The organism is Myxococcus sp. NMCA1 (genome assembly GCF_026810205.1).
Taxonomy (GTDB): domain Bacteria; phylum Myxococcota; class Myxococcia; order Myxococcales; family Myxococcaceae; genus Myxococcus; species Myxococcus xanthus_A.
Genome location: NZ_CP113950.1, coordinates 9,420,946 through 9,440,699 on the forward strand (window position 1 = coordinate 9,420,946; position 19,754 = coordinate 9,440,699).

The following is a 19,754-nucleotide window of genomic DNA, read 5'->3' on the forward strand; positions in this document are numbered from 1 at the left end:
GCCCTTCGTTGTGAAGCTTGAAATGAAGACATCTCCTCGGCTTCCTTCCCGCGTCCTGAGCCTGTTGCTCGGCGCCCTGCTGGTCTCCGGCTGCATCAACCCCGTGAACGAGGGTGAGCGGCCCTGTCCCTGCACCGACGGCTGGACGTGCTGCCCCGACGCCAACGTGTGCGTGACGGATGCCGCCCGGTGCGAGCAACTCCGGCCGCCCAAGCCACCCGAGCCCACCGCGCCGTCCACACCGCGCCTGGTGTCCGCGATTCCCGACCCGGGCACGGTGGCGCTCACCTGGTTCGAGCCCGCGCAGAATGGCGGCAGCGCGATTACCGGCTATGACGTGGGCGTCGAGCCCTTCGAGGACGGCATCCAGGTGCAGGTGGAGGGCACCACCGCGCGCGTCACCGGACTGCGCGCCGGAGGCACCTACCGCTTCACCGTCACCGCGCGGAACGCCGTGGGCGTGAGCCCCGCGACGGGCGTGGACTCCGTGCGCCTGCCGGATGTGCCCACCGCGCCCCTGGCCCTCGCGGTGGAGCGCGGAGACCGGCAGGTGCGCGTCACCTGGAATGCGCCCGCGTCCGACGGTGGGCGCTCCGTCCTCCACTACGTGGTAACGACCTACCCGAGCGGCGCGAGCGTCGAAACGGACGGCCCCGTGCTGACGGCCACCGTGGGCGGACTGACGAACGGCGTGGCCTCCACCTTCACCGTGCACGCGGTGAACGCAGTGGGCGTGGGCCCCGCGTCCACGGAGTCCGCGTCCGCCGTCCCCGCCGCCCGGCCCGGCGCGCCCGTGTCAGTGGCCGCCACGCCCAGCGTGCGCGCGGCAACCGTCTCCTGGCAGCCGCCCGAGGACACCGGCGGCCTGACGGTCTCCGGCTACGTGGTAACGGCCGCGCCTGGTGGCGCCACGCAACAGGTGGACGGCTCGGCCAACGAAGCCACCTTCACGGGCCTTCCGAACGACACCGAGTACACCTTCACCGTGGCCGCTCTGAACGACGTGGGCCAGGGGCCCGACGGCAGCACGGCCTCCGCGCGCACGCACGCACCGCCGCGCGCGCCCGCCTCCGTCCAGGCCGAGCCGGGCGTACGCTCGCTCACCGTGACGTGGGGGCCCCCGGCGTCCGACGGACGCTCCAGCCTCATCGGCTACACCGTGGTGGCCCAACCTTCAGGTGTGAGCGTGGCGGTGAACGCGGACGCGCACAGCGCCGTGCTGGAGAACGTGCCCAGCAAGAAGGCCCAGACGGTCTCGGTGGTGGCGCACAACGCCGTGGGTGACAGCCCCGCCGCCACGGCTGGCGCGCCCGTGAAGACGCAGCCTGCCCCCGTGGAAGTCACCCAGTTCGACATTCCCTCGGCGGTCCGTGGCTGCCAGCCGGTGACCTACACGCTGCGGCAGGTGGACGGGGAGCGCGCCGACGTCCTGGTGGAATTCGATGCCACGGGCAGTGGGACGTTCACCCGCGCGACCCAGGCGGGGGACTCCTATTACGAACGCGCGTCCGGCCTGGTGGCGCTTGAGGCCTCCGCGCAGGGAACCGCGCACACCTTCCGCTGGAACCGCCCCAAGGATGTGCCGGGCGCCGCGCCGACGGCCCGGGTTCGCATCACCGCCACTGTCCCCGGTACTGCACCCGCGACGCGCACGCACGCCGTGGCACTGACCGCGCCGGAGATGCGCTGCGAGGTGGACCTGGACTCCAGCCCCGTGCAGACGATGCCCCAGAACTCTGCGGGAAAGACGTACGGCACGGCGCTCGGTGACTTCAACCAGGACGGCAAGCCGGACATCGCCGTGCTTCACGACGCCAACGCCGACGTGCGCTTGCTCCGCGGGCTGGGCAATGGCGGCCTCGAGTTCCAGAACGCCCAGCCCAACATGCTGATGAGCGGCAAGCACCTGGTCGCCGCCGACGTGGACCAAGATGGCGTGTTGGACCTCGTTTCAGCCAACGCATCCTCCAGCCCAGGCGTCTACGTCATGCGCGGTCAGGGACAGGGCTACTTCGAAGCGCGCACCTACAACCCCATCCAGAACCAAAACAACCGCGACCAAACCTACGACCTCACCCCGCCCGTGGTGCGAGACCTGGATGGCGACGGAACGCCCGAGGTCGTGGTCTCCCTGCCCACCCGAGTCGTCGTCATGCGCCACACGGACGGAGGCAGGCTGACAGTTGCCTTCGAGGGCCCCAAGCTCCACCACCAGGCACGAGGCGCCGTGGTCGCCGGGGACTTCGACAACGACGGGCGCCTGGACCTGGTGGTCATCGGAGGTGCCATCCAGGCCTTCTACGGTCGGGGCTCGCTCACCTTCGCGTCCGAGCACATGGGTTCGCTGGAGGGCAATACCTCCTTCGCCACGGCCGCCGACTTCAACGGGGATGGCCACCTGGACATCGCGGCCCTCGTGGTGGGCCAGAGCGAGTCCGCCATCCACTTGCTGCAAGGTGACGGCAACGGCCGGTTCGCCGCTCCCCTGCGCCTGCATCAACACACCTGGCACAGCTTCGGCGCGCAGAGCCACCTCATCTCCGGTGACCTCGACGGAGACGGACGGCAGGACCTGGCCTACACGCACGCGGATGCGAACACCGTCACCCTCTTCCAGGGACGCGGCGATGGCACCTTCGAGCCTCGCACGCTGCCCGCGGGACGGTATCCCTCACGACTGGTGGCGGGAGACTTCGACGGCAGTGGCAAACCGGACCTGGCCGTGCTCTCCGGGATGGAGCAGACCGTGCGCGTGCTGAGGAATTTGGAGGCACCCACGCTCCCGGCCATGGGCGCGCTCTTCGTCACCGGCGACTTCGACGGAGATGGCCAGGACGATGTGGCGTCCCGGGTGGATGGCAGCCTCCAGGTGCACCTCACGCGCGCGGAAGGAGGGCTCGTGCTGCGTGGCCCCTTCATGCTCCCGGAGGAGGCGTGGAAGCTCCTGGCGGGCCGCTTCGACGCAGGTCCGACGGTGGACGTGCTCGCGCTCACGCGCCAGGACGTGCCCCCCTACGGACAGTCGCTCGTGCTGCTGCGAGGCAACGGAGATGGAACCTTCCGCCCGGGTGAGGTGCTGTCCCTGGGAGAGGACTTCACGGCGTTGAGCACGCACCATCTCGTCACGGGAGACGTGGATGGGGACGGCGACCTGGACGTGGTCATCGACCTGTCACGCAGGGAGGGCGAGTTTGATTCCGTCGAGTTGCGGCTGCTGCGCAACGAAGGGGATGGAACCTTCGCGCACGGCGGCGTGCTCGCCACCTACTCCTCGCGCCCCCTGCTCCTCTCACGAGACCTGAACCAGGATGGCCAGACGGACCTGGTGGTGGTGCGGAGGACGTATCCGACCTTCGAACTGCTCATGTTCGAGGGCCGCGCCAATGGCACGCTGGTCCGGCGGAGTGAGTTCACGCCGCTCATCCCATCCTGCAACCCCGCTGGCATCGTGGCCGAGGACCTGAACGGCGACGGACTCGTGGATCTGGTGGTGTCCTGCCAGAGCATGCTGGACGGCGTCCTCCCCATCATCAGCTCGGGCAACTTCAGCTTCTACAGAGGGCAACCCGCGCGCCTCGGGGCTCAAGGCGGACACCTCACCGCCAGGGACCTGGACGGGGATGGCTTCCCCGAACTGCTCATCGCATCCCCCGAGCACCACGCCGTCTGCGTCCTGCCCTCCTGGGGTTACGCGAGCTTCGGCACCGCCAGCTGCTTCGGAACGCTGAACACCCCACACGAGCTGGTGCTGTTGGACGTCGACCACGACGGCGTCCCCGAGGTGCTCACCGGGAGCGGCATCCTCGGCACCCACACCACGCTGCTGCGCATCCGCTGACGCGAAGCAACGGGCGCTGTTCCTCGGAGTGCTATCCTCACGAACTCCGAGGAACCGTGACGGAGCCCCCCTCTCCCCCGCCCGAGCAGGACGACGACTACGGCATGTCCCTGCCGGCACTGGTCGTCCTGCGCATCAGCATCGTGTTCATCGAGCTGTTCACCCGGCTCGGTGACGTCCTGGTGCTGCTACGGCGGCCCCGGCTGCTCCCGCCCTACCTGAGCCTGTGGCTGCACGAGGTGCGCGTGTCGCCCTACCGCCTGAAGCGCTCCTTCGAAACGACACGCGTGCTCCAGGCGAGCGGGCAGATTTTCAAGGAGCTGATGTACGGCGAGATGCCGGTGCACACGGGGGTGTGGCTCTTCTGGAAGGCCGGGCTGGGCCGTGGCTCGCGGCTGGTGGACCTGGGCGCGGGACGGGGCCGCACGCTGCTGGCCGCGCGCTGGCTGGGCGCGGAGGCTCGCGGCGTGGAGTTGATGCAGCACCATGTGGACCTGGCCCGAAAGTCCGTGGAGAAGGCAGGCGCGCAGCTCATCGTGGGCGACGCGACCCGCGCGGACCTCCAGGATGCCACGCACGTCTTCACCAACTGGACGGCGCTGACGCCACAGACGCGGGCCCGGCTGGTGGAGCGCTTCCGCACCTGTCGGCCGGGAACTCGCATCCTCACGGTGACGCAGCCAGTGGAGGCGCCGGGCTTCACGGTCCTCTCCAAGCACCGGCTCCTCTTCACATGGGGACCGGAGCACGTCTGGATTCAAGAGGTTCGCGACAATGTCGTTGGAGATGCAACCAATTGACGCGACTTCCTGTGACGCGGGCTCCATGTCTACGCTCCGCGCCACGACGCCGGGCCGACTGGGCTCAAGGCCCTGGGCCCGGGCGTCCAGGAGCTGAATCACATGAAGGCATGGATGACGGTGGTGTCGCTGGCGGTGGTTCCCCTCGCCGTGGGTTGCACGTCGTCGCGCGAGCTGACGCGGGCGCGCGTGGAGGCGAACACGCTGCGCAAGGACGCGGACACGTTGCGCGGAGAGAACGCGACGTTGAAGGAGCGCGTCAGCGAGCTGGAGGGGCAGCTGGCGAAGGTGCTGGAGGAGCGCGACACGCTGAAGGCCGCCGCGGAGACTCCCCCGGAGCCCGTCGTCGCGCCCGCCGCGGGCAAGAAGCGCAAGAAGTAGCGTTCGCGAGGCCACGCCGATGACCGTGACGCGCACCACGGCGGTCCATGTCCACGACGGCTGCGACGTGTACGTGGGCCGGGCCTTCCGCGCCTATGCGAAGCCGAGCCCGCTCAACCCGGTGCCCGGCCGCTTCGGCAACCCCTTCAAGCCCGGAGGCGTGCGCACTCCAGGCGCCATGCTGCGTACCTACTTCGCGCCGTGGCTGGGGACGCTTCCGGAGGCGGAGCAGGAGCGCATCCGCCAGGAAGCCCTGCGCCGAATGGGGCCGGACGAGGACGCCTTCGACGCGTTCCGCTGGTACCTCGCGCTGCGCACCCGGCATGACGCGGACTATCGCGCCGCCGTGCTGGCGTTGCGTGGCAAACGTCTGGGCTGCTGGTGCAAGCCTGGTCCCTGCCACGCGGACATCCTGGCGGAGTGGGTGGACGCACCGTCGGCATAGGGAGCGCGATATAGCGCCGCCATGCCCACCCTCATCCTCAGCGCGAAGGACCTCCGCAGCCTGTACACCGTCGAGCTCGGCCTCACCGCCGTCGAGCGGGCCTTCCGTGCCCACGGCCTCGGCGAGTCGCTGATGCCGCCCAAGGTGTACCTGTCCCTGCCTTCCTACGACGGCGACTTCCGCGCCATGCCCGCGTTCCTCGACGGCGCCGCTGGCGTGAAGTGGGTCAACGCCCATCCGCGCAACCCGGAGAAGCACGGCCTGCCCACCGTCCGAGCCCTGTACATCCTCAGCGACCCGGACACCGCCTCCCCGCTGGCCATCCTCGACGGCACCTTGCTCACCGCCTGGCGCACCGGCGCCGCCGGCGGCGTGGCCTCCAAGTTCCTCGCGAAGAAGCAGCCGCGCACCCTGGGCCTCGTCGGCTGCGGCGTGCAGGCCCGCGTGCTCATCGACTCGCACCGCGCCCTCTTCGGCGACCTGGAGCTGCTGCTCGCCGACGCCTCCGAAGCCGCCGCCAAGGCGCTCCAGGCAGAGAAGGGCGGCCGCATCGTCAGCACCCAGGAAGCCTGCGCCGCCGACATCGTCTGCACCGCCACCCCCGCCCGCGTTCCCGTGGTGAAGCGCGAGTGGTTCCAGCCCGGCGCCCACATCAACGCCATGGGCGCGGACGCCCCCGGCAAGCAGGAGCTGGATGCGCGCCTGCTCACCGAAGGCCGCGTCTTCATCGACGACACCGAGCAGGCCCTCCACTCCGGCGAGGTCAACGTGCCGCTGCATGACGGCCTCCTCCGCCCCGAGCAAATCGCCGGCACCTTGGGTGAAGTCGTCTCCGGCAAGAAGCCCGGCCGCACCAGCGACACCGAACTCACCGTTTTCGACTCCACCGGCCTCGCGCTCCAGGACGTCGCCCTCGCTCGCGCCCTCTACGATGCCGCTCTGAAGCGAGGGCTCGGACAGCCCTTCGACATCGTCGGAAACGGATGACCCAGTGGGTCAGCCCTACCCCGTACATCTTGTGACTCATTCGAAACCTGCAGGACTGGACAGTTCCAATAACACAGGAGTATTCCCTAACTGCGCAGTCCGGGGGGATGCTCTCAAAGCCGCAACAGTCACCCTGGGTGAAGCGCGGAGATAGCGCTCGCCCAGCGCTGCCGTCGTGCGTCTGGAGCGCTCCTCCCGGAGGTCGCGCGGGGTGCCAATCCCGGCACCCGCCTCTCTTCGGAGACCTCTGATGGCTCACGTCCCCCGGCGTCCCTCCTGGCGCCACCTCCCCGCTGTCTTGCTGCGGCTGGTGGCGCTCGTCCCGCTCGTCGTCGCCCTGCCCTCAGCCGCGCAGACGCAGACGAACACCCAGTCCACGCAGCGCGCCATCAACTTCCTCAGCGCGGACGTGGTGCACTGGACGCAGGAGAACAACTGCGTGGCCTGCCACCGCCAGGGCGCGGTGGTGTACGGCCTGTCGAGCGCGCGCGCCAACGGCTACGACATGAACGCCGTCGTCAGCAACGGGCGCACCAACCTGGCCAACCTGGAGCTGCTGGCCCAGCGCATCCGCAATGACCAGCTCGCCAACGGCTCGTGGATTCACGAGGGCACCGCGTTCCGCTACGAGAAGACGTCCTTCTCCGTCTTCGGCCTGGCGGGCTACGACGAGAACGTCTCCACCCAGTACAGCAACGCGCTGGTGAACGCGGCCAACTGGGCGCTGACCACGCAGGAGCCCAGCGGCCGGTGGCCGAGCGACCACGCGCACTTCCCCGTGGACCACGGCAGCGTGTCCACCACCGCGCGCATCATGACGGGCATGGCCCAGGCGAAGCAGCGCGTGGACCCCGCGCGCGCCGCCGCGTACCAGGCCGCGCTGGACCGCGCCGCCGCGTACCTGCGCGCCAACCTCAACAACAACGACACCAGCGCGCCCGGCAACGGCATGCCCTACACCTTCCAGGTGGCCTGGACGGTGCTGGGCCTCAAGGCCGCGGGCCCCGGCCTCAACGACGTCAACACCGGCGCCATCAACACCCTGGCCGAGCGGCTCATCACCCGCACCTCCCCCGGCAACGCGGGCTGGGGCAACCTGCCCAACGAGGAGTCCAACGACTTCGCCACCGGCAGCGCCATCTACGCGCTGTGCCTCGCGGGCCGTGAGCCCGCCACCGACCCGCGCCTGCGCAACGCGATTGAGTGGATGAAGACGCGGCAGTCGCCGGACGGCAGCTGGCGCACCGGCTCGGCCACCTTCGACATCCCCACCACCTTCGCGGCCCTGGGCCTGTCGTGCTTCGGTGACTTCAGCGTGCGCGTCTCCGTCGTTGGCGCGGAGCGGCAGGAGCTCCTGGTGGACAACCCGTCGCCGCAGCAGGCCACGTTCACCTTCACCGTGAAGAACCACGGCTATCAGGCGGACACGTACACGCTGAGCACCCAGGGCGGCCTGCCCGGGTGGACCGCGACCGTGAGCCCCGTCACCCTCTTCCTGCCCGCGGGCGGCGAAGGCACCGTCACCGTCACCGTCAATGCGCCACCCCGACTTCTGCCCGCGCTCACCTCCGCGGTGACGCTCATCGCTTCGTCCGGCGGCGCGCCCGGCGTCACCGGCTCCGCGCGTGTGGCGGCATACACCCCGCCCCTGCCGCCCGTGACGGGTCTGCCCACCGTCACCACCATCGTGACGCCCTCGGCCAACGCGCGCGTCACCATTGGCAACGGCACCCTGCTGTCGGCGCGCGTGACGAACGGGGGCGCCATCGTCCCGGGCCCGGCCCATGGCGTCGTCACCTTCTACGTCGCGGGCGTGCCCGTGGGCGCGGACGTGGACGCGGATGGCGACGGCATCTACGCCTTCAACTGGGTGCCCGCGGTGGACAGCTGGACCATCACCGGCGCGCAGGACTACCGCGCGGTGTACTCCGGCGTGGAGCGGCAGGCCCCGCTGGCCAACCTGCTGGGCAGCACGGCGTCGAGCACCCTCATCATCGACCCGTTCCCCCACCTGACGCCCATGGTCACCATCGGCAACCCGCCGGCCTTCACGCGGGAGACGGCCCTGGACATCTGGGGCTACGCCACGCCGCGCGCGCCGGGCGCCGTCATCACCTACGCCGCGTTCATCATCAACGGCGGCGCGCCCATCGTCCTCACGCCGGGCAACGGCGGCCTCATCTACACCTCCATCACGCTGGAGGAAGGTCCCAACATCATCCAGATGACCGCGCGTGACAGCTTCGGCGGCGTCACCACCAAGCAGGTCAACTTCACGGTGGACCGGGTGGCCCCCATCCTCACCATCCTGTCGCCCGCGGAGAACGCCGCGGTGAACACGCCGGTGGTGACGGTGCGCTCGTCCGTGCAGGACCAGACGCCCGTGCGCGTGGAGACGCAGTGGGTGAACAGCTCGCTCTTGGAGTTCGGCAACGGCACCGTGGAGCACCCGGTGAACGTCAGCTACGGCAACCAGGTCATCCTGGTGCGCGCCACCGACAGCGCCGGCAACGTCACCGAGAAGCTGCTGTACCTGTGGGTGGACACGGGCACGCCCGTGGTGAGCACCAACTTCGCGGACGGCCAGCTCTACGGCCCGCTGCCCAACGGCACCTTCCAGTACGCCATCAACGTGCAGACGGTCTCCGCCACCACGGTGCGCGTCAACGGAGGGGCGCCCTTCCACCTGCCTCGCGGCGGCGGCCAGATTCAGACGTCGGTGACGCTGGCCCCGGGCGTCAACACGCTGGGCATCTCCGTCATCAGCGAGACGGGCATGACGGCGAACCTCGTGCGCCGGGTGAACTACGACGTGCAGGCCCCCACCGCCACGCTGCTCAGCCCCACCGCGGGCAGCACCGTCAGCGGCACCATCACCGTGCGCGCGAACGTCACCGACAACTTCGGCCCGGTGACGAACGTGGGCTTCAGCCGCGACATGTCCGGCATCCGCGTGGGTACCCAGCAGTCGGACGGCACCTGGACGGCCCAGTTCGACACGCGGGAGATGGTGAACGGCGCGCACACCATCGACCTGTGGATGAACGACGGCGTGGGCAACTTCGCCGTGCAGAGCTTCAACATCGTCGTCAGCAACTGACGCGGTGAACAGGGGCCCACCCTGACGTCCTGGGTGGGCTCCGGCGACGTGGAGCGCCGCGGCCGTCACATGCGAGGCCGCGGCGGCCCGCCAGCCTCTGCGATGCACGCGGCCTGGGCGCTCCACGCGGTACGCGGCGCACCCAAGGCTCGGTGCACGGACGCCCCCGCCCCCGGCATCTGCCGCCGAGCGGCCACCTGCCACCCGTCCCAGGAGGGCAAGCGCGGCGCCCACGGAGCGATGCGTGCCCGCCCCTCCCCATCGGGATTGCGGCCCCGGACGCAAGCCGTTCCCAGGTCGGAACAAGGCGGGGCGGGGCCTCATCCCACGGCCGGGTGACGGCCAGCCCCAGGCCCCCGGCCCCTCCCGCCCGGAAGCAGGGCCTAACTTGGATCCGCGTGGGTGCCCGACACGCAGCCAACGGCCCTCCCGGCATGGACGGCGCCCACGGGTGGGGCGGATCCATCCGGGCGCTGATGGGGAGCCTCACCGGCCCGGAGCAGCGCTTCTGGCTGCTCGTCGTCGCGGTGGGGCTCATCGCGGGGCTGGGCGCGGTGGCGCTGCTCAAGGTGCTGCGCTTCACCCAGCAGCTCTTCTGGCGCAGCACGGGCGAGGACTTCCTGGCCGGCGTCGCGGCGGCCCCCACGTGGCGCCGGGTGCTCATCCCGATTCTCGGCGGCGCGCTGGTGACGCTGCTGACGCTCATCGTCGGCCGGCCCATGCGGGGCCACGGCACCGCGGGCATCATCGAATCCATCTGGGTGAAGTCCGGCCGCCTGTCGCTGCCGCGCGCGCTGCTGCGGGGGCTGGTCTCCATCCTCGCCGTGGCGATGGGCGCGCCGCTGGGCCGCGAGGGCGCGCTGCTGTCCACCGGCGCGGCCAGTGGCTCGTCGCTGGCCCGCTGGCTGCGGCTGGGCCCCGGGCAGGCCCGCCTGCTGGTGGCCTGCGGCGCGTCCGCGGGCATGGCCTCCGCGTACAACGTCCCCATTGGCGCGGCCCTCTTCGGCCTGGAGGTGCTGCTGGGCAGCTTCGCGCTGGAGCTGTTCGGCCCCATCGTCGTCTCGTGCGTGGTGGCGACGCTCGTGTCACGCGGCCTCATCGCGGACCACCCCAGCTTCGTGATTCCCCACTACACGCTGCTGCACCCGCGCGAGCTGGTGCTGGCCATGCTGCTGGGCGTGGTGCTGGGCGTCGCGTCCGCCTTCTACGTGCGCGGCATCAACGTCATGTCGGACCTGCTGGACCGGGCCGCCGCGTGGCTGGCGCCCTTCCTGCCCCTGCTGTCCATGACGGTGGTGGGCGTGACGGCGGTGTGGCTGCCGCAGCTGCTGGGCAACGGCTATGACGCGGTGAACGCGGCGCTGCTCAGCAAGCTCTCCCTGGCCCACCTGCTGCTGCTTCCGCTGGCGAAGCTGGCCCTCACCGCCACCTGCGCGGGCGCCGGCGTTCCCGGCGGACTCTTCACCCCGTCCCTCTTCTACGGCGGACTGCTGGGCGGCGCCTTCGGCATGCTCGCCGAATGGGTGCTGCCCGGCGGCGCGCCCAGCGGCGCCTACGCGCTGCTGGGCATGGGCGCGGTGCTCGCGGGCACCACACACGCGTCGGTGTCCGCGGTGCTCCTCATCTTCGAGCTCACCGGCGACTACCCGCTGGTGCTGCCGCTGATGCTCAGCGCAGTGGTGTCCGCGGTCGTCAGCCGGCGCCTGGAGCCGGAGTCGCTGTACACATCCGTGCTCAACCGCCGCAACGTGCGCGTCCCCGCCACCGTGCCGCACTGGCTGCGCCAGGAAGGCGCCCGCGCGCTGCTCAAGCCCGTGCACCAGCGCGTGCCTCCGTCGGCGCCGCTCCAGGAGGTGCTCGCGTTCCTGCTGGAGCAGCCCCTGGGCCAGGACCTCTACGTCACCGATGAAGCGGGCCGGTACCGTGGCGCGCTGGTGCTCGACCAACTGAAGGGCCATCTGCCGGACCACACACAACTGCACGCCACCATCGCCGCGGACCTGATGGACGTGCGCGTGCGTCCGATTACGCCCGGCCTGTCCCTGGGCGAGGTCGCCGCCCGCTTCACGGCGACCTCCCTGGAGCGGCTCCCCGTCGTGGACGGAGAGCGGCGCCTGCTGGGCACAATCTCCAAGCAGGACGTGTTGAAGCAGGGGACCTTCTGAGGAACGCGGCGTGGAAGACAGACGGATGCTGCACGGACCGGCGCGCGCATGGAGCATCGTGCTCATGGGCCTGCTGTGCATGGTGCTGAGCGTCGTCCTGCTCCACCGCCCACCGCCCGAAGGCCCGGCTGTCACCCCACCGCCCGCCCGTCCCCTCACGCCCGAGGAGCGCCGGGCCATGTACCGCGCGTGGCCCCTGTTCGAAGGCTGGCCCCTGCCACATCTGCCGCCGGAGACACCCGTCCCAGGAGACGAAGCGCCGCCCCCAGGCGACGCGCGCCGCCCCGACGAAACACCGCGATGACGCCGTGCAATGCCTGTCGCGTGAATGCGTGTGATTCACCGCCAGCACGGCATCCAGCGAATGCCTGGCGTGTCATGTCAATCGCGCTGGAGCCGTACACGCGGCGCGTCAGCGCGATGAACATGGATTGCACATGTGTCTCGAATGCCTCGGGCGAAGTGGCCTCGGGGTGGTGCGCGACCCTCATGTGAAGGTGATGGCTGTCATGCCTCCAAGACAGGCATGCGCTCACTTCCTCGGGTGCTTTGCTTGCATGAATACCCAGAGCGGTATCCTTCGAGCGAGCCCCCCATGCCCTCACACGCCGCTTCCCCTGCCTTGCCGCGCGCCGCGCTCGCGCGCGTCACGTTCTTCCTCGTCACACTGACGGGGCTGCTGCTCGCCGGGCCCGCACACGCGGCCACCAACGCCGAGTCCGCGCAGCGCGCCATCAACTACCTCAGCGCGGACGCGGCGAACTGGTCGGTGCGTTTCGGCTGCACGTCGTGCCACCGCCACGGTGCGGCGATGTTCGGCCTCGCGAACGCGCGCACCACCGGCTACGACCTGGACGCGCTCACGTACAACGGGCGCACCAACCGGGAGAACCTGGAGTTCATCGCCGGGCGGCTCGTCTCCGAGCAGCGCGCGGACGGCTCCTGGTTCCACGAGGGCATCTTCTATCCCAACGCGAAGACGAGCTACTCCGCCTTCGGGCTCGCGGGGTACGACGCGCACCTGGGCACCCAGTACTCGGACGCGCTGGTGCTCGCCGCGGACTGGGCGCTGACGCGGCAGGAGGCCACTGGCCGCTGGCGCGAGGACTTCCCCTTCTACCCGGTGGGCTACGGCCACGTCGGCGTCACCGCGCGAATGATGACGGCCATTGCCCAGGCCCGGCAGCGCGTGGACCCGGCCCGGGCCTCGCGGTACCAGGCCGCGCTGGACCGGGCGGCCGACTACGTGCGCGCGCACATGAATGACTGGACGGATGGCCCGGCCACCGACGGCCAGCGCTACACGCACCAGGTGGCGTGGGCCATGGTGGGACTCAAGGCCGCCGGTCCAGGCGCCAACGAGGTGAACACCCAGGCCCTGGAGACCCTGGCCACGCGGCTTCTGTCCACGCGCGCGGGCGGAGGCGCGCCGGGCTGGGGCTCGCTGGAAGGCGACGTGCCGGACGAGTTCGCCACCGGCATCTCCCTGTATGCCCTGTGCCTGGCGGGCCGGAAGCCCGGCGCGGACGGGCGCATGTCGGAGGCGCTGGAGTGGCTCAAGGCACGGCAGGCGGTGAACGGGAGCTGGGGCGCGGATACGCGCTATCCGGACATCCCCACCACCTTCGCCTCGCTGGGGCTGGCGTGCTTCGGCGACTACAGCGTGGGCGTCACCGTGAGCGGTGGGACGCGCCGGCCCTTCGAGCATGATTTGCCACGCATGCAGTCCGTCACCTACCCCGTCACGGTGCGCAACCATGGCTACCGGACGGACAGCTACCGGCTGAACACCCAGGGCGGCCTCACCGGTTGGACGGCGACGCTGAGCCGCACCACGCTGGAGCTGGCACCGGACACCGAGGCCACCCTCACGCTCACCATCACCGCTCCGGAGGGGCTGGAGCCGTCGCTCTCCTCGGACGTCATGGTGGTGGCGGCCTCCCAGGAAGCGGAGGGAGTGAAGGGCTCGGTGCGCGTCACCACCTACACCAACCCGCCGCCGCCCACCGACGGCGTGCCCACCACCACCACGCTGCTTTCGCCCGTGGACGGACAGCTCACGGTGGCGCTGAACAACACCCTGTCCGCGCGCGTGGTGGATGACCGCGGCTGGGAGGCGCGAGGCCCGGGCATGGGCGTGGTGACGTTCTCCGTGGCGGGCGTCACGGTGGGCGCGGACAACGACGCGGACGGGGACGGCGTCTACGCCTTCGTGTGGCGGCCGCGCGCCTCCACCTGGAGCGAGCTGGGCGTGCAGGACCTGCGCGCGGTGTACTCGGGCGTGTCGCTGGCGCCCGCGCGGGAGAACCGGCTGGGCAGCTCCGCGTCGTTCGCGGTGGAGGTGCACCCGTCCCCCTTCCCCGCGCCGTCGGTGACGCTGTGCGGACTGCCGGACTTCACGGACGCGCTGACGCTGGAGGTGTGCGGCTTCGTCACGCCGCTGGCGGCGGGCGCGGAAATCGACTCGGCCACCTTCGTCATCCAGGGCGTCAGCCACCCGGTGGCCCCCGAGCCCAGCGGCGGCTACGTGGACACGGTGCTGCCGCTGGTGGACGGGCCCAACGTCATCCGGCTGGTGGCCACCGACTCGTTCGGCGGCATCGCCAGCGAGGAAGCCGTGGTCATGGTGGACAACACCGCGCCGGAGCTCACCTTCCTCTCACCGGCCAACGGCGCGGCCATGAGTTCCTACAGCGTGGACGTGCGGATGGTGGTGCGTGACTGGTCGCCGGTGCGAGTGGAGACCAACTGGGTGCAGGTGACGGACGTGCCCGCGGGCGGCGGGGACGTGACGCACCGGGTGGACCTGTGGCCGGGGGAGAACCTCATCCTGGTGCGCGCCACGGATTCGGTGGGCCACGTCACGGAGCGGATGCTGACGGTGTGGGTGGACGCGGAGGCGCCGTGGGTGTCCACGGGTCTGCCGGACGGGTGGCTCGTCGGGCCGCAGCCGGGGAACGCGATGCCCTACGACATCGGCGTGTACTCCGCGTCCGCGACCACGGTGACGCTGTCCACGGGGCGGACGTACACGCTGCCCCGGGGTGGCGGCGGCGTGCAGGCGACGCTGGACCTGGTGCCTGGGGACAACGCGTTCACCATCGACGTGACGAGCGAGACGGGCATGCGCACCACGCTGTCACGCACGGTGCGCTACGACGACGCCGCGCCGGTGGCCTCACTGGTGCTGCCGGTGCCGGGGCAGACGTACAGCGGAGTGATTCACATCACCGCGCGGGTGACGGACGCGGTGAGCGGCGCGCGGTGGGTGGCCTTCACCCGGGATGGCTCGGGCATCCGGACCGCCACGCTCCAGCCGGACGGCACCTGGACGGCGGAGCTCGACACGCGCGAGCTGGTGGACGGCGAGCACACCGTGGAGGTGTGGATGGATGACCCGGCGGGGAACTTCGCCATCCAGACGTTCCCCTTCGCCACGCGGAACCCGCCGTAGCCTACTTCTTCTTGTGCTGCATCGCCGAGGCGACCAGGTTCATCAGCTTCAGCTGCACCGCCGTCAGCTTGCGCAGGTTGCGCATCAGCCGCCGCATCTCCGGCGTGTCCTCCTCGCGATTCTTCGCGGCGGCCTTCTCCTTCACCGGCGGCGGGGCGGTGAAGCCCTCGCCCAGGCCCAGCAGTTCGTGAGGCGGCACGTTCAGCACCATGCACAGCCGGCGCAGGTTCTGGACGCTGGGCAGCATGTGGCCGCGCTCCAACCGCCCGTACACCTCCGACGCCATGCCAATGCGCTCGGCGACATCCGCCTGCGTCAGCCCCATCCGCACCCGGGCGGCCCTCGACGCGGCCCCCAGCATGCTCGCCAGTTCTGTGTCCATGCGTGTGTCAGTCCACGGAAGAAGGGCCGGCCCAGCTAACCCTCAAGGTCGGGTACTTTCACCATACCTTCCGCGTTTTTTCAAAGCGCTCGCGTGCCTCAGCGAGCGGGGGTGCTCTCCGCCGCATCCAGCAGCAGCCGGCGACGCTCCGCGGCGGTGAACAGCGACGCCAGCGGCAGTCCCAGGAAGAAGGCGTGCACCACAATCTGGGGGAACTGCGGCACGTCCAGGAACCACGGATACGAGCCACGCCCGATGAACTGGAAGTTCACCAGCCACACGAAGATGCCGTAGAGCATCCCCACCGCGGCCTGGAACTCCCAGCGGCTGCGCCCGTCTGGCGGCAGGAACGCATCCAGCACGGAGTAGAAGAGCCCCACCACCGCGGAAATCACCAGGTGGACGCCCATGCCCAGCAGCAGGGCCGTGCTGTCGGAGACCGCGGCCGTGAAGGCCGACGGCCCCAGGAGCACCCCCGCGGACATGCGCACCGGACGCATCGGGTTGTCCCCCGACGCCACCGCCAGCACCACCTCCGCCAATGCCAGCACCACGCCCGCCGCCATGCCAAAGAGCAGGCCGTTGGTGGCGGACCAGGGAGTGTACCTCCGCCGAGCCATCCTTCCTCCTTGCCAGGGCCCGCCGCATGCTCGGCCCTGCGTTCAACCTGGGCACGCCCGGCACAGGCGGGCAGCCACGACGCGGCGGGGGTCCGCGACGCCGCCTCCCCGGCCGGCCACCGGGCCGGCCTCGCATTTCCAAGCCGCGCCCCGCTCCCGGGACATTCGCGTCACGCACCGCCGGATGGGACCCGGCCAGGCGGCCCCCGGAAGGCCGTCAAACAGTGACTCCCGGGACTTCGAGCCTGTCCTTTCTTCTGCCTCGGCTGTCGCCAGCCTGTAACTCCTGCAGCACGGGTCACCCGGCACCTGCCCCAGCTTGTTGAAAATCCAAGCGACGGGGGTGGGCACGCCGTTGGCATACGAAGCATCCCGGAAAGGACGAAGGACACCGGGATATGCCGCAGCTCCGCCAACGACAGGGCCCTCACCGCGTGCATTACGCGCCGCAAGCGTGGCGGGAGGTGGGCCGCATGACGGCGGAGACGTTCCATGCCCTGCAGCAGGTGCTGGAGCGCCTGGGCGACCCGGCCCTGCGCGAGCCCCAAGCAGGCAATGGCCTGGTCGCGCGGCATGTCGTGCCGCAGCACGGGCTGGAGCTGGAGTACGCGTGGGACGAACGCTCACGCACGCTCACCCTGCTCGGCCTCGCCCGCGTCCCCAGTGAGCCATGAGCGGATCCGCTCGTGGCCGGGGAAAGTGTTTGAGCTTCAACCTTCATGGCGGATTTCTCGGTTGGGCCCAGGACGTGGATCCACACCCGGCGTAGAGACAAGGCGTTGGGGGCGCACGGGCAACGTGCGGTCCTTCACGAGCCGCTCGGGCGCCGGTGAGGCGGGGGCTTACCTCCGCGCCGGACGCCTCCCTACCTTGGACGGGTGATGTTCCAAATGGCCGAGGAACGGAGTCACCCGCGAGAGGAAGGCGGGGCCCATCCACCCTGGAAGTCCCGTGCCTGGACCGAGCTGGAGACGGCGCGCGCGCGCGTGCTGGCGATGCTCGGCGGGCTGCCCGAGGACGAGCTGCGCCGTCAGCATTCGCCGCTCATGTCGCCGCTCATCTGGGACGTGGCGCACGTGGCCAACTATGAGGAGCAGTGGCTGCTCCGGGCGCTGGGGGCGCCGGCCATCACCGACCCGGCGTTCGACGCCATCTATGACGCCTTCCGGCACCCGCGCTCCACGCGCGCCGAGCTGCCGCTGCTGCCGCCCGAGGCCGCCTTCGCCTACGCGCGGCGCGTGCGTGAGGCGGTGCGCGAGCACCTGCACCGGCTGCCCGAGGACAGCACCGCGCCGCTGCTGGTGGGCGGCTACGTCTTCGGCATGGTGGCGCAGCACGAACAGCAGCACGCGGAGACGCTGGCCGCCACGCTGCAACTGATGACGTCGCCGGAGTACCACGTGCCCTCGGCGCGCCCGCGGCCCCGGCCCGGCGCCGTGCCTCAGGCAGAGGTCTTCATCCCCGGCGGCGAGGTGCGGCTGGGCAGCACGTCGCCGTGGGCCTACGACAACGAGCGGCCCGCGTTCTCCCAGTACGTCGCTCCGTTCCTGATGGACGCGCACCCCGTCACCAACGGCGACTACCTCGTCTTCGTGGAGGCGGGTGGCTACGAGGACCCGCGCTGGTGGGACCCCAAGGGCTGGGAGGCCGTCCAGGCAGAGGGGCTGAAGTCCCCGGGCTTCTGGCTTCCCCAAGGCAACCACACCTGGCTGCGGCGGCGCTTTGGCCAGGTGGAGCCGCTGCCCAAGGACGAACCGGTGCAGCACGTGTGCTGGTACGAGGCGGACGCCTACGCGCGCTGGGCCGGCAAACGGCTGCCCACCGAGGCCGAGTGGGAGAAGGCCGCGCGCGGCAGTGACGGCCGCCCCCGCGAGTACCCCTGGGGCGACACGCCGCCCACCCGGGCCCACGCCAACCTGGACGGAGGCACGTGGGGCCCGGCGCCCGTGGGCAGCCATCCGCGAGGCGTCAGTCAGGACGGCGTCTGGGGATTGCTGGGCGACGTGTGGGAATGGACCGCGAGCGACTTCCGCCCGTACGCGGGCTTCAGCGCCTTCCCGTACCCCGAGTACTCCGAGGTGTTCTTCGGCGAGTCCTACAAGGTTCTCCGAGGAGGCGCGTGGGCCAGCGCACCGGTCGCGGTGCGCAACGGCTTTCGCAATTGGGACTTCCCCAACCGCCGGCAGATTTTCGCCGGCTTCCGCTGTGCACGGAACGCGAGGTGAGGTGAGGCGATGCGGGTGACGACGGTACCGACGGTGGCGACTCCGGGTGAAGACGCGCAGCACACGCCGGGAGTCCAGGTGGACGTTTACGTGAAGCCGGGCGACGCGAAGCGCGCCCTGCGGGAAGAAGCGCTCCAGGGACTGTGCGGCACGCCCAAGGAGCTATCTCCCAAGTGGCTCTACGACGAGCGCGGCAGCCAGCTCTTCGACGACATCACCCGGCTGCCGGAGTACTACCCGACGCGGCGCGAGCGGGAAATCCTGCTGGCCCATGCCGGTGACATCGCCCGCTTGAGCGGCGCGGACACGCTCATCGAGTTGGGCAGCGGCACCAGCGAGAAGACGCGCCTGCTCCTGGACGCGCTGGAGGAGGCGGGCCGGCTGGCGCGCTTCGTCCCCTTCGACGTGAGCGAGGCCTTCCTGCGGCGCGCGGCGTCGGGCCTGGCGCGCGAGTACCCGGGCATCACCGTGCACGCGGTGGTGGGCGACTTCGAGCGCCACCTGGGCCAGCTCCCCAACGGCGGCCGGCGGCTCGTGGCCTTTCTGGGCGGCACCATCGGCAACCTGAAGCCGGCGCAGCGCGCGCTCTTCCTGAGGCAGCTCTCCGCCGGGCTGCAGCCGGGAGACGGGCTGCTCCTGGGCACCGACCTCATCAAGGACCGCGAGCGGCTGTACGCCGCCTACAACGACAGCGCGGGCGTGACGGCCGCGTTCAACCGCAACGTGCTCAAGGTGCTCAACCGCGAGCTGGGCGGGGACTTCGACCCGGACGCCTTCGAGCACTTCGCGCCCTTCGACGAGAAGAACGCCTGGATTGAGATGCGCCTGGTGTCCCGGCGCGCGCAGACGGTGTGGCTGTCCACGCTGCGCAAGCAGGTGGACTTCACCGAAGGGGAGGTGCTGCGCACGGAGGTGAGCTGCAAGTTCCACCAGCAGCAGGTGGCATCCGAGCTGTCGGCCGCGGGACTCACGCTGGCCGAGTGGTGGACGGACGCCGCGGGCGACTTCGCCCTCTCCCTGGCCTTCAAGCGCTGAGGCCAGGTGCTGCTTTCAGGGGCGCGGGGCGGGGACTCACCCCGCCTTCGCGCCCTTCGCCGTACTTCAGCGGCGCGGGTTGCGGCGCGACGAGCCGCCACGCACGGGAATGGGCACCGGCACCGGCTGCGCGGACGGCCGCGTCCATGCGGCCCATAGCGCCCCCAGCCCGGCGACCACGAGGCCGCCCACGGCGATCAGCTGCTCTCCGACGGGTGCGATGTCCACGGTGGCGAGCTGGAGGGGGAGCATTCCGGAGAACGACATGCGGGGACTCCTTGCGAGGGCACTGCGTGGAGGTCCTGGATGGGTCCGAGGCGAG

General features: G+C 70.6%; 15 protein-coding genes. 12 read left to right on the top strand and 3 right to left on the bottom strand.

Going from position 1 to position 19,754, the window contains the following annotated elements; translation table 11 throughout:
- Positions 1–22: 22 nt before the first annotated feature.
- From OZ403_RS39120 to OZ403_RS39160, 9 genes are all read left to right on the top strand, one after another.
- Positions 23–3,838: an FG-GAP-like repeat-containing protein gene (locus tag OZ403_RS39120; protein ID WP_268783160.1), complete on the top strand. Its 3,816-nt coding sequence runs from the start codon at positions 23–25 to the stop codon at positions 3,836–3,838.
- A gap of 104 nt (positions 3,839–3,942) precedes the next feature.
- Positions 3,943–4,638, top strand: coding sequence for a class I SAM-dependent methyltransferase (locus OZ403_RS39125; protein WP_442929828.1), 696 nt, complete (start codon positions 3,943–3,945; stop codon positions 4,636–4,638).
- 102 nt (positions 4,639–4,740) lie between these two features.
- Complete coding sequence (locus tag OZ403_RS39130; protein ID WP_140796240.1) at positions 4,741–5,019, top strand: hypothetical protein; 279 nt, start codon at positions 4,741–4,743, stop codon at positions 5,017–5,019.
- A gap of 19 nt (positions 5,020–5,038) precedes the next feature.
- Positions 5,039–5,464, top strand: coding sequence for a DUF4326 domain-containing protein (locus tag OZ403_RS39135; protein WP_268783162.1), 426 nt, complete (start codon positions 5,039–5,041; stop codon positions 5,462–5,464).
- A 21-nt stretch (positions 5,465–5,485) separates the two neighbouring features.
- On the top strand, positions 5,486–6,451 hold the full coding sequence (locus OZ403_RS39140; protein ID WP_268783163.1) for an ornithine cyclodeaminase family protein: 966 nt from the start codon (positions 5,486–5,488) through the stop codon (positions 6,449–6,451).
- A 250-nt stretch (positions 6,452–6,701) separates the two neighbouring features.
- Positions 6,702–9,551, top strand: a complete 2,850-nt coding sequence (locus OZ403_RS39145) for an Ig-like domain-containing protein (RefSeq protein ID WP_268783164.1) — start codon at positions 6,702–6,704, stop codon at positions 9,549–9,551.
- Between the two features lie 398 nt (positions 9,552–9,949).
- Complete coding sequence (locus OZ403_RS39150; protein WP_140858093.1) at positions 9,950–11,716, top strand: chloride channel protein; 1,767 nt, start codon at positions 9,950–9,952, stop codon at positions 11,714–11,716.
- A gap of 25 nt (positions 11,717–11,741) precedes the next feature.
- On the top strand, positions 11,742–12,020 hold the full coding sequence (locus OZ403_RS39155; RefSeq protein WP_140796245.1) for a hypothetical protein: 279 nt from the start codon (positions 11,742–11,744) through the stop codon (positions 12,018–12,020).
- Between the two features lie 291 nt (positions 12,021–12,311).
- A complete protein-coding gene (locus OZ403_RS39160) occupies positions 12,312–15,170 on the top strand; it encodes an Ig-like domain-containing protein (protein ID WP_268783165.1) in 2,859 nt (952 codons plus the stop codon).
- A 1-nt stretch (position 15,171) separates the two neighbouring features.
- Here the strand turns inward: OZ403_RS39160 and OZ403_RS39165 are convergent, their stop codons facing one another.
- Both OZ403_RS39165 and OZ403_RS39170 read right to left on the bottom strand, forming a co-directional pair.
- Positions 15,172–15,552, bottom strand: a complete 381-nt coding sequence (locus OZ403_RS39165; RefSeq protein WP_140796247.1) for a helix-turn-helix domain-containing protein — start codon at positions 15,550–15,552, stop codon at positions 15,172–15,174.
- A 98-nt stretch (positions 15,553–15,650) separates the two neighbouring features.
- On the bottom strand, positions 15,651–16,172 hold the full coding sequence (locus OZ403_RS39170) for a hypothetical protein (RefSeq protein WP_140796248.1): 522 nt from the start codon (positions 16,170–16,172) through the stop codon (positions 15,651–15,653).
- 473 nt (positions 16,173–16,645) lie between these two features.
- On the opposite strand from OZ403_RS39170, the gene OZ403_RS39175 reads away from it, so the two are divergent.
- The 3 genes from OZ403_RS39175 (at position 16,646) to egtD (ending at position 19,432) form a co-directional block, all read left to right on the top strand.
- A complete protein-coding gene (locus OZ403_RS39175) occupies positions 16,646–16,846 on the top strand; it encodes a hypothetical protein (RefSeq protein WP_140796249.1) in 201 nt (66 codons plus the stop codon).
- Positions 16,847–17,053: 207 nt separating this feature from the next.
- A complete protein-coding gene (egtB, locus tag OZ403_RS39180; RefSeq protein WP_268783166.1) occupies positions 17,054–18,397 on the top strand; it encodes an ergothioneine biosynthesis protein EgtB in 1,344 nt (447 codons plus the stop codon).
- Between the two features lie 9 nt (positions 18,398–18,406).
- Positions 18,407–19,432 (top strand): L-histidine N(alpha)-methyltransferase, encoded by a 1,026-nt coding sequence (gene egtD / locus OZ403_RS39185; RefSeq protein ID WP_140800549.1) that lies wholly within the window; start codon positions 18,407–18,409, stop codon positions 19,430–19,432.
- A gap of 66 nt (positions 19,433–19,498) precedes the next feature.
- Here egtD and OZ403_RS39190 read toward each other — a convergent pair whose 3' ends face one another.
- Positions 19,499–19,699 carry a hypothetical protein gene (locus OZ403_RS39190; protein WP_140796252.1) on the bottom strand — a complete coding sequence of 67 codons (201 nt, stop codon included), beginning with the start codon at positions 19,697–19,699 and terminating at the stop codon, positions 19,499–19,501.
- Positions 19,700–19,754 lie beyond the last annotated feature (55 nt).

Bases quoted from the DNA above. Each gene is read 5' to 3' on its own strand.
- OZ403_RS39135 (WP_268783162.1), top strand. From the start codon at position 5,039: ATGACCGTGACGCGCACCACGGCGGTCCATGTCCACGACGGCTGCGAC.
- OZ403_RS39125 (WP_442929828.1), top strand. From the start codon at position 3,943: ATGTCCCTGCCGGCACTGGTCGTCCTGCGCATCAGCATCGTGTTCATC.
- OZ403_RS39130 (WP_140796240.1), top strand. From the start codon at position 4,741: ATGAAGGCATGGATGACGGTGGTGTCGCTGGCGGTGGTTCCCCTCGCC.
- OZ403_RS39140 (WP_268783163.1), top strand. From the start codon at position 5,486: ATGCCCACCCTCATCCTCAGCGCGAAGGACCTCCGCAGCCTGTACACC.
- egtB (WP_268783166.1), top strand. From the start codon at position 17,054: ATGTTCCAAATGGCCGAGGAACGGAGTCACCCGCGAGAGGAAGGCGGG.
- OZ403_RS39175 (WP_140796249.1), top strand. From the start codon at position 16,646: ATGACGGCGGAGACGTTCCATGCCCTGCAGCAGGTGCTGGAGCGCCTG.
- OZ403_RS39165 (WP_140796247.1), bottom strand. From the start codon at position 15,552: ATGGACACAGAACTGGCGAGCATGCTGGGGGCCGCGTCGAGGGCCGCC.
- OZ403_RS39155 (WP_140796245.1), top strand. From the start codon at position 11,742: ATGCTGCACGGACCGGCGCGCGCATGGAGCATCGTGCTCATGGGCCTG.
- OZ403_RS39120 (WP_268783160.1), top strand. From the start codon at position 23: ATGAAGACATCTCCTCGGCTTCCTTCCCGCGTCCTGAGCCTGTTGCTC.
- OZ403_RS39190 (WP_140796252.1), bottom strand. From the start codon at position 19,699: ATGTCGTTCTCCGGAATGCTCCCCCTCCAGCTCGCCACCGTGGACATC.
- OZ403_RS39145 (WP_268783164.1), top strand. From the start codon at position 6,702: ATGGCTCACGTCCCCCGGCGTCCCTCCTGGCGCCACCTCCCCGCTGTC.
- OZ403_RS39170 (WP_140796248.1), bottom strand. From the start codon at position 16,172: ATGGCTCGGCGGAGGTACACTCCCTGGTCCGCCACCAACGGCCTGCTC.
- egtD (WP_140800549.1), top strand. From the start codon at position 18,407: ATGCGGGTGACGACGGTACCGACGGTGGCGACTCCGGGTGAAGACGCG.
- OZ403_RS39160 (WP_268783165.1), top strand. From the start codon at position 12,312: ATGCCCTCACACGCCGCTTCCCCTGCCTTGCCGCGCGCCGCGCTCGCG.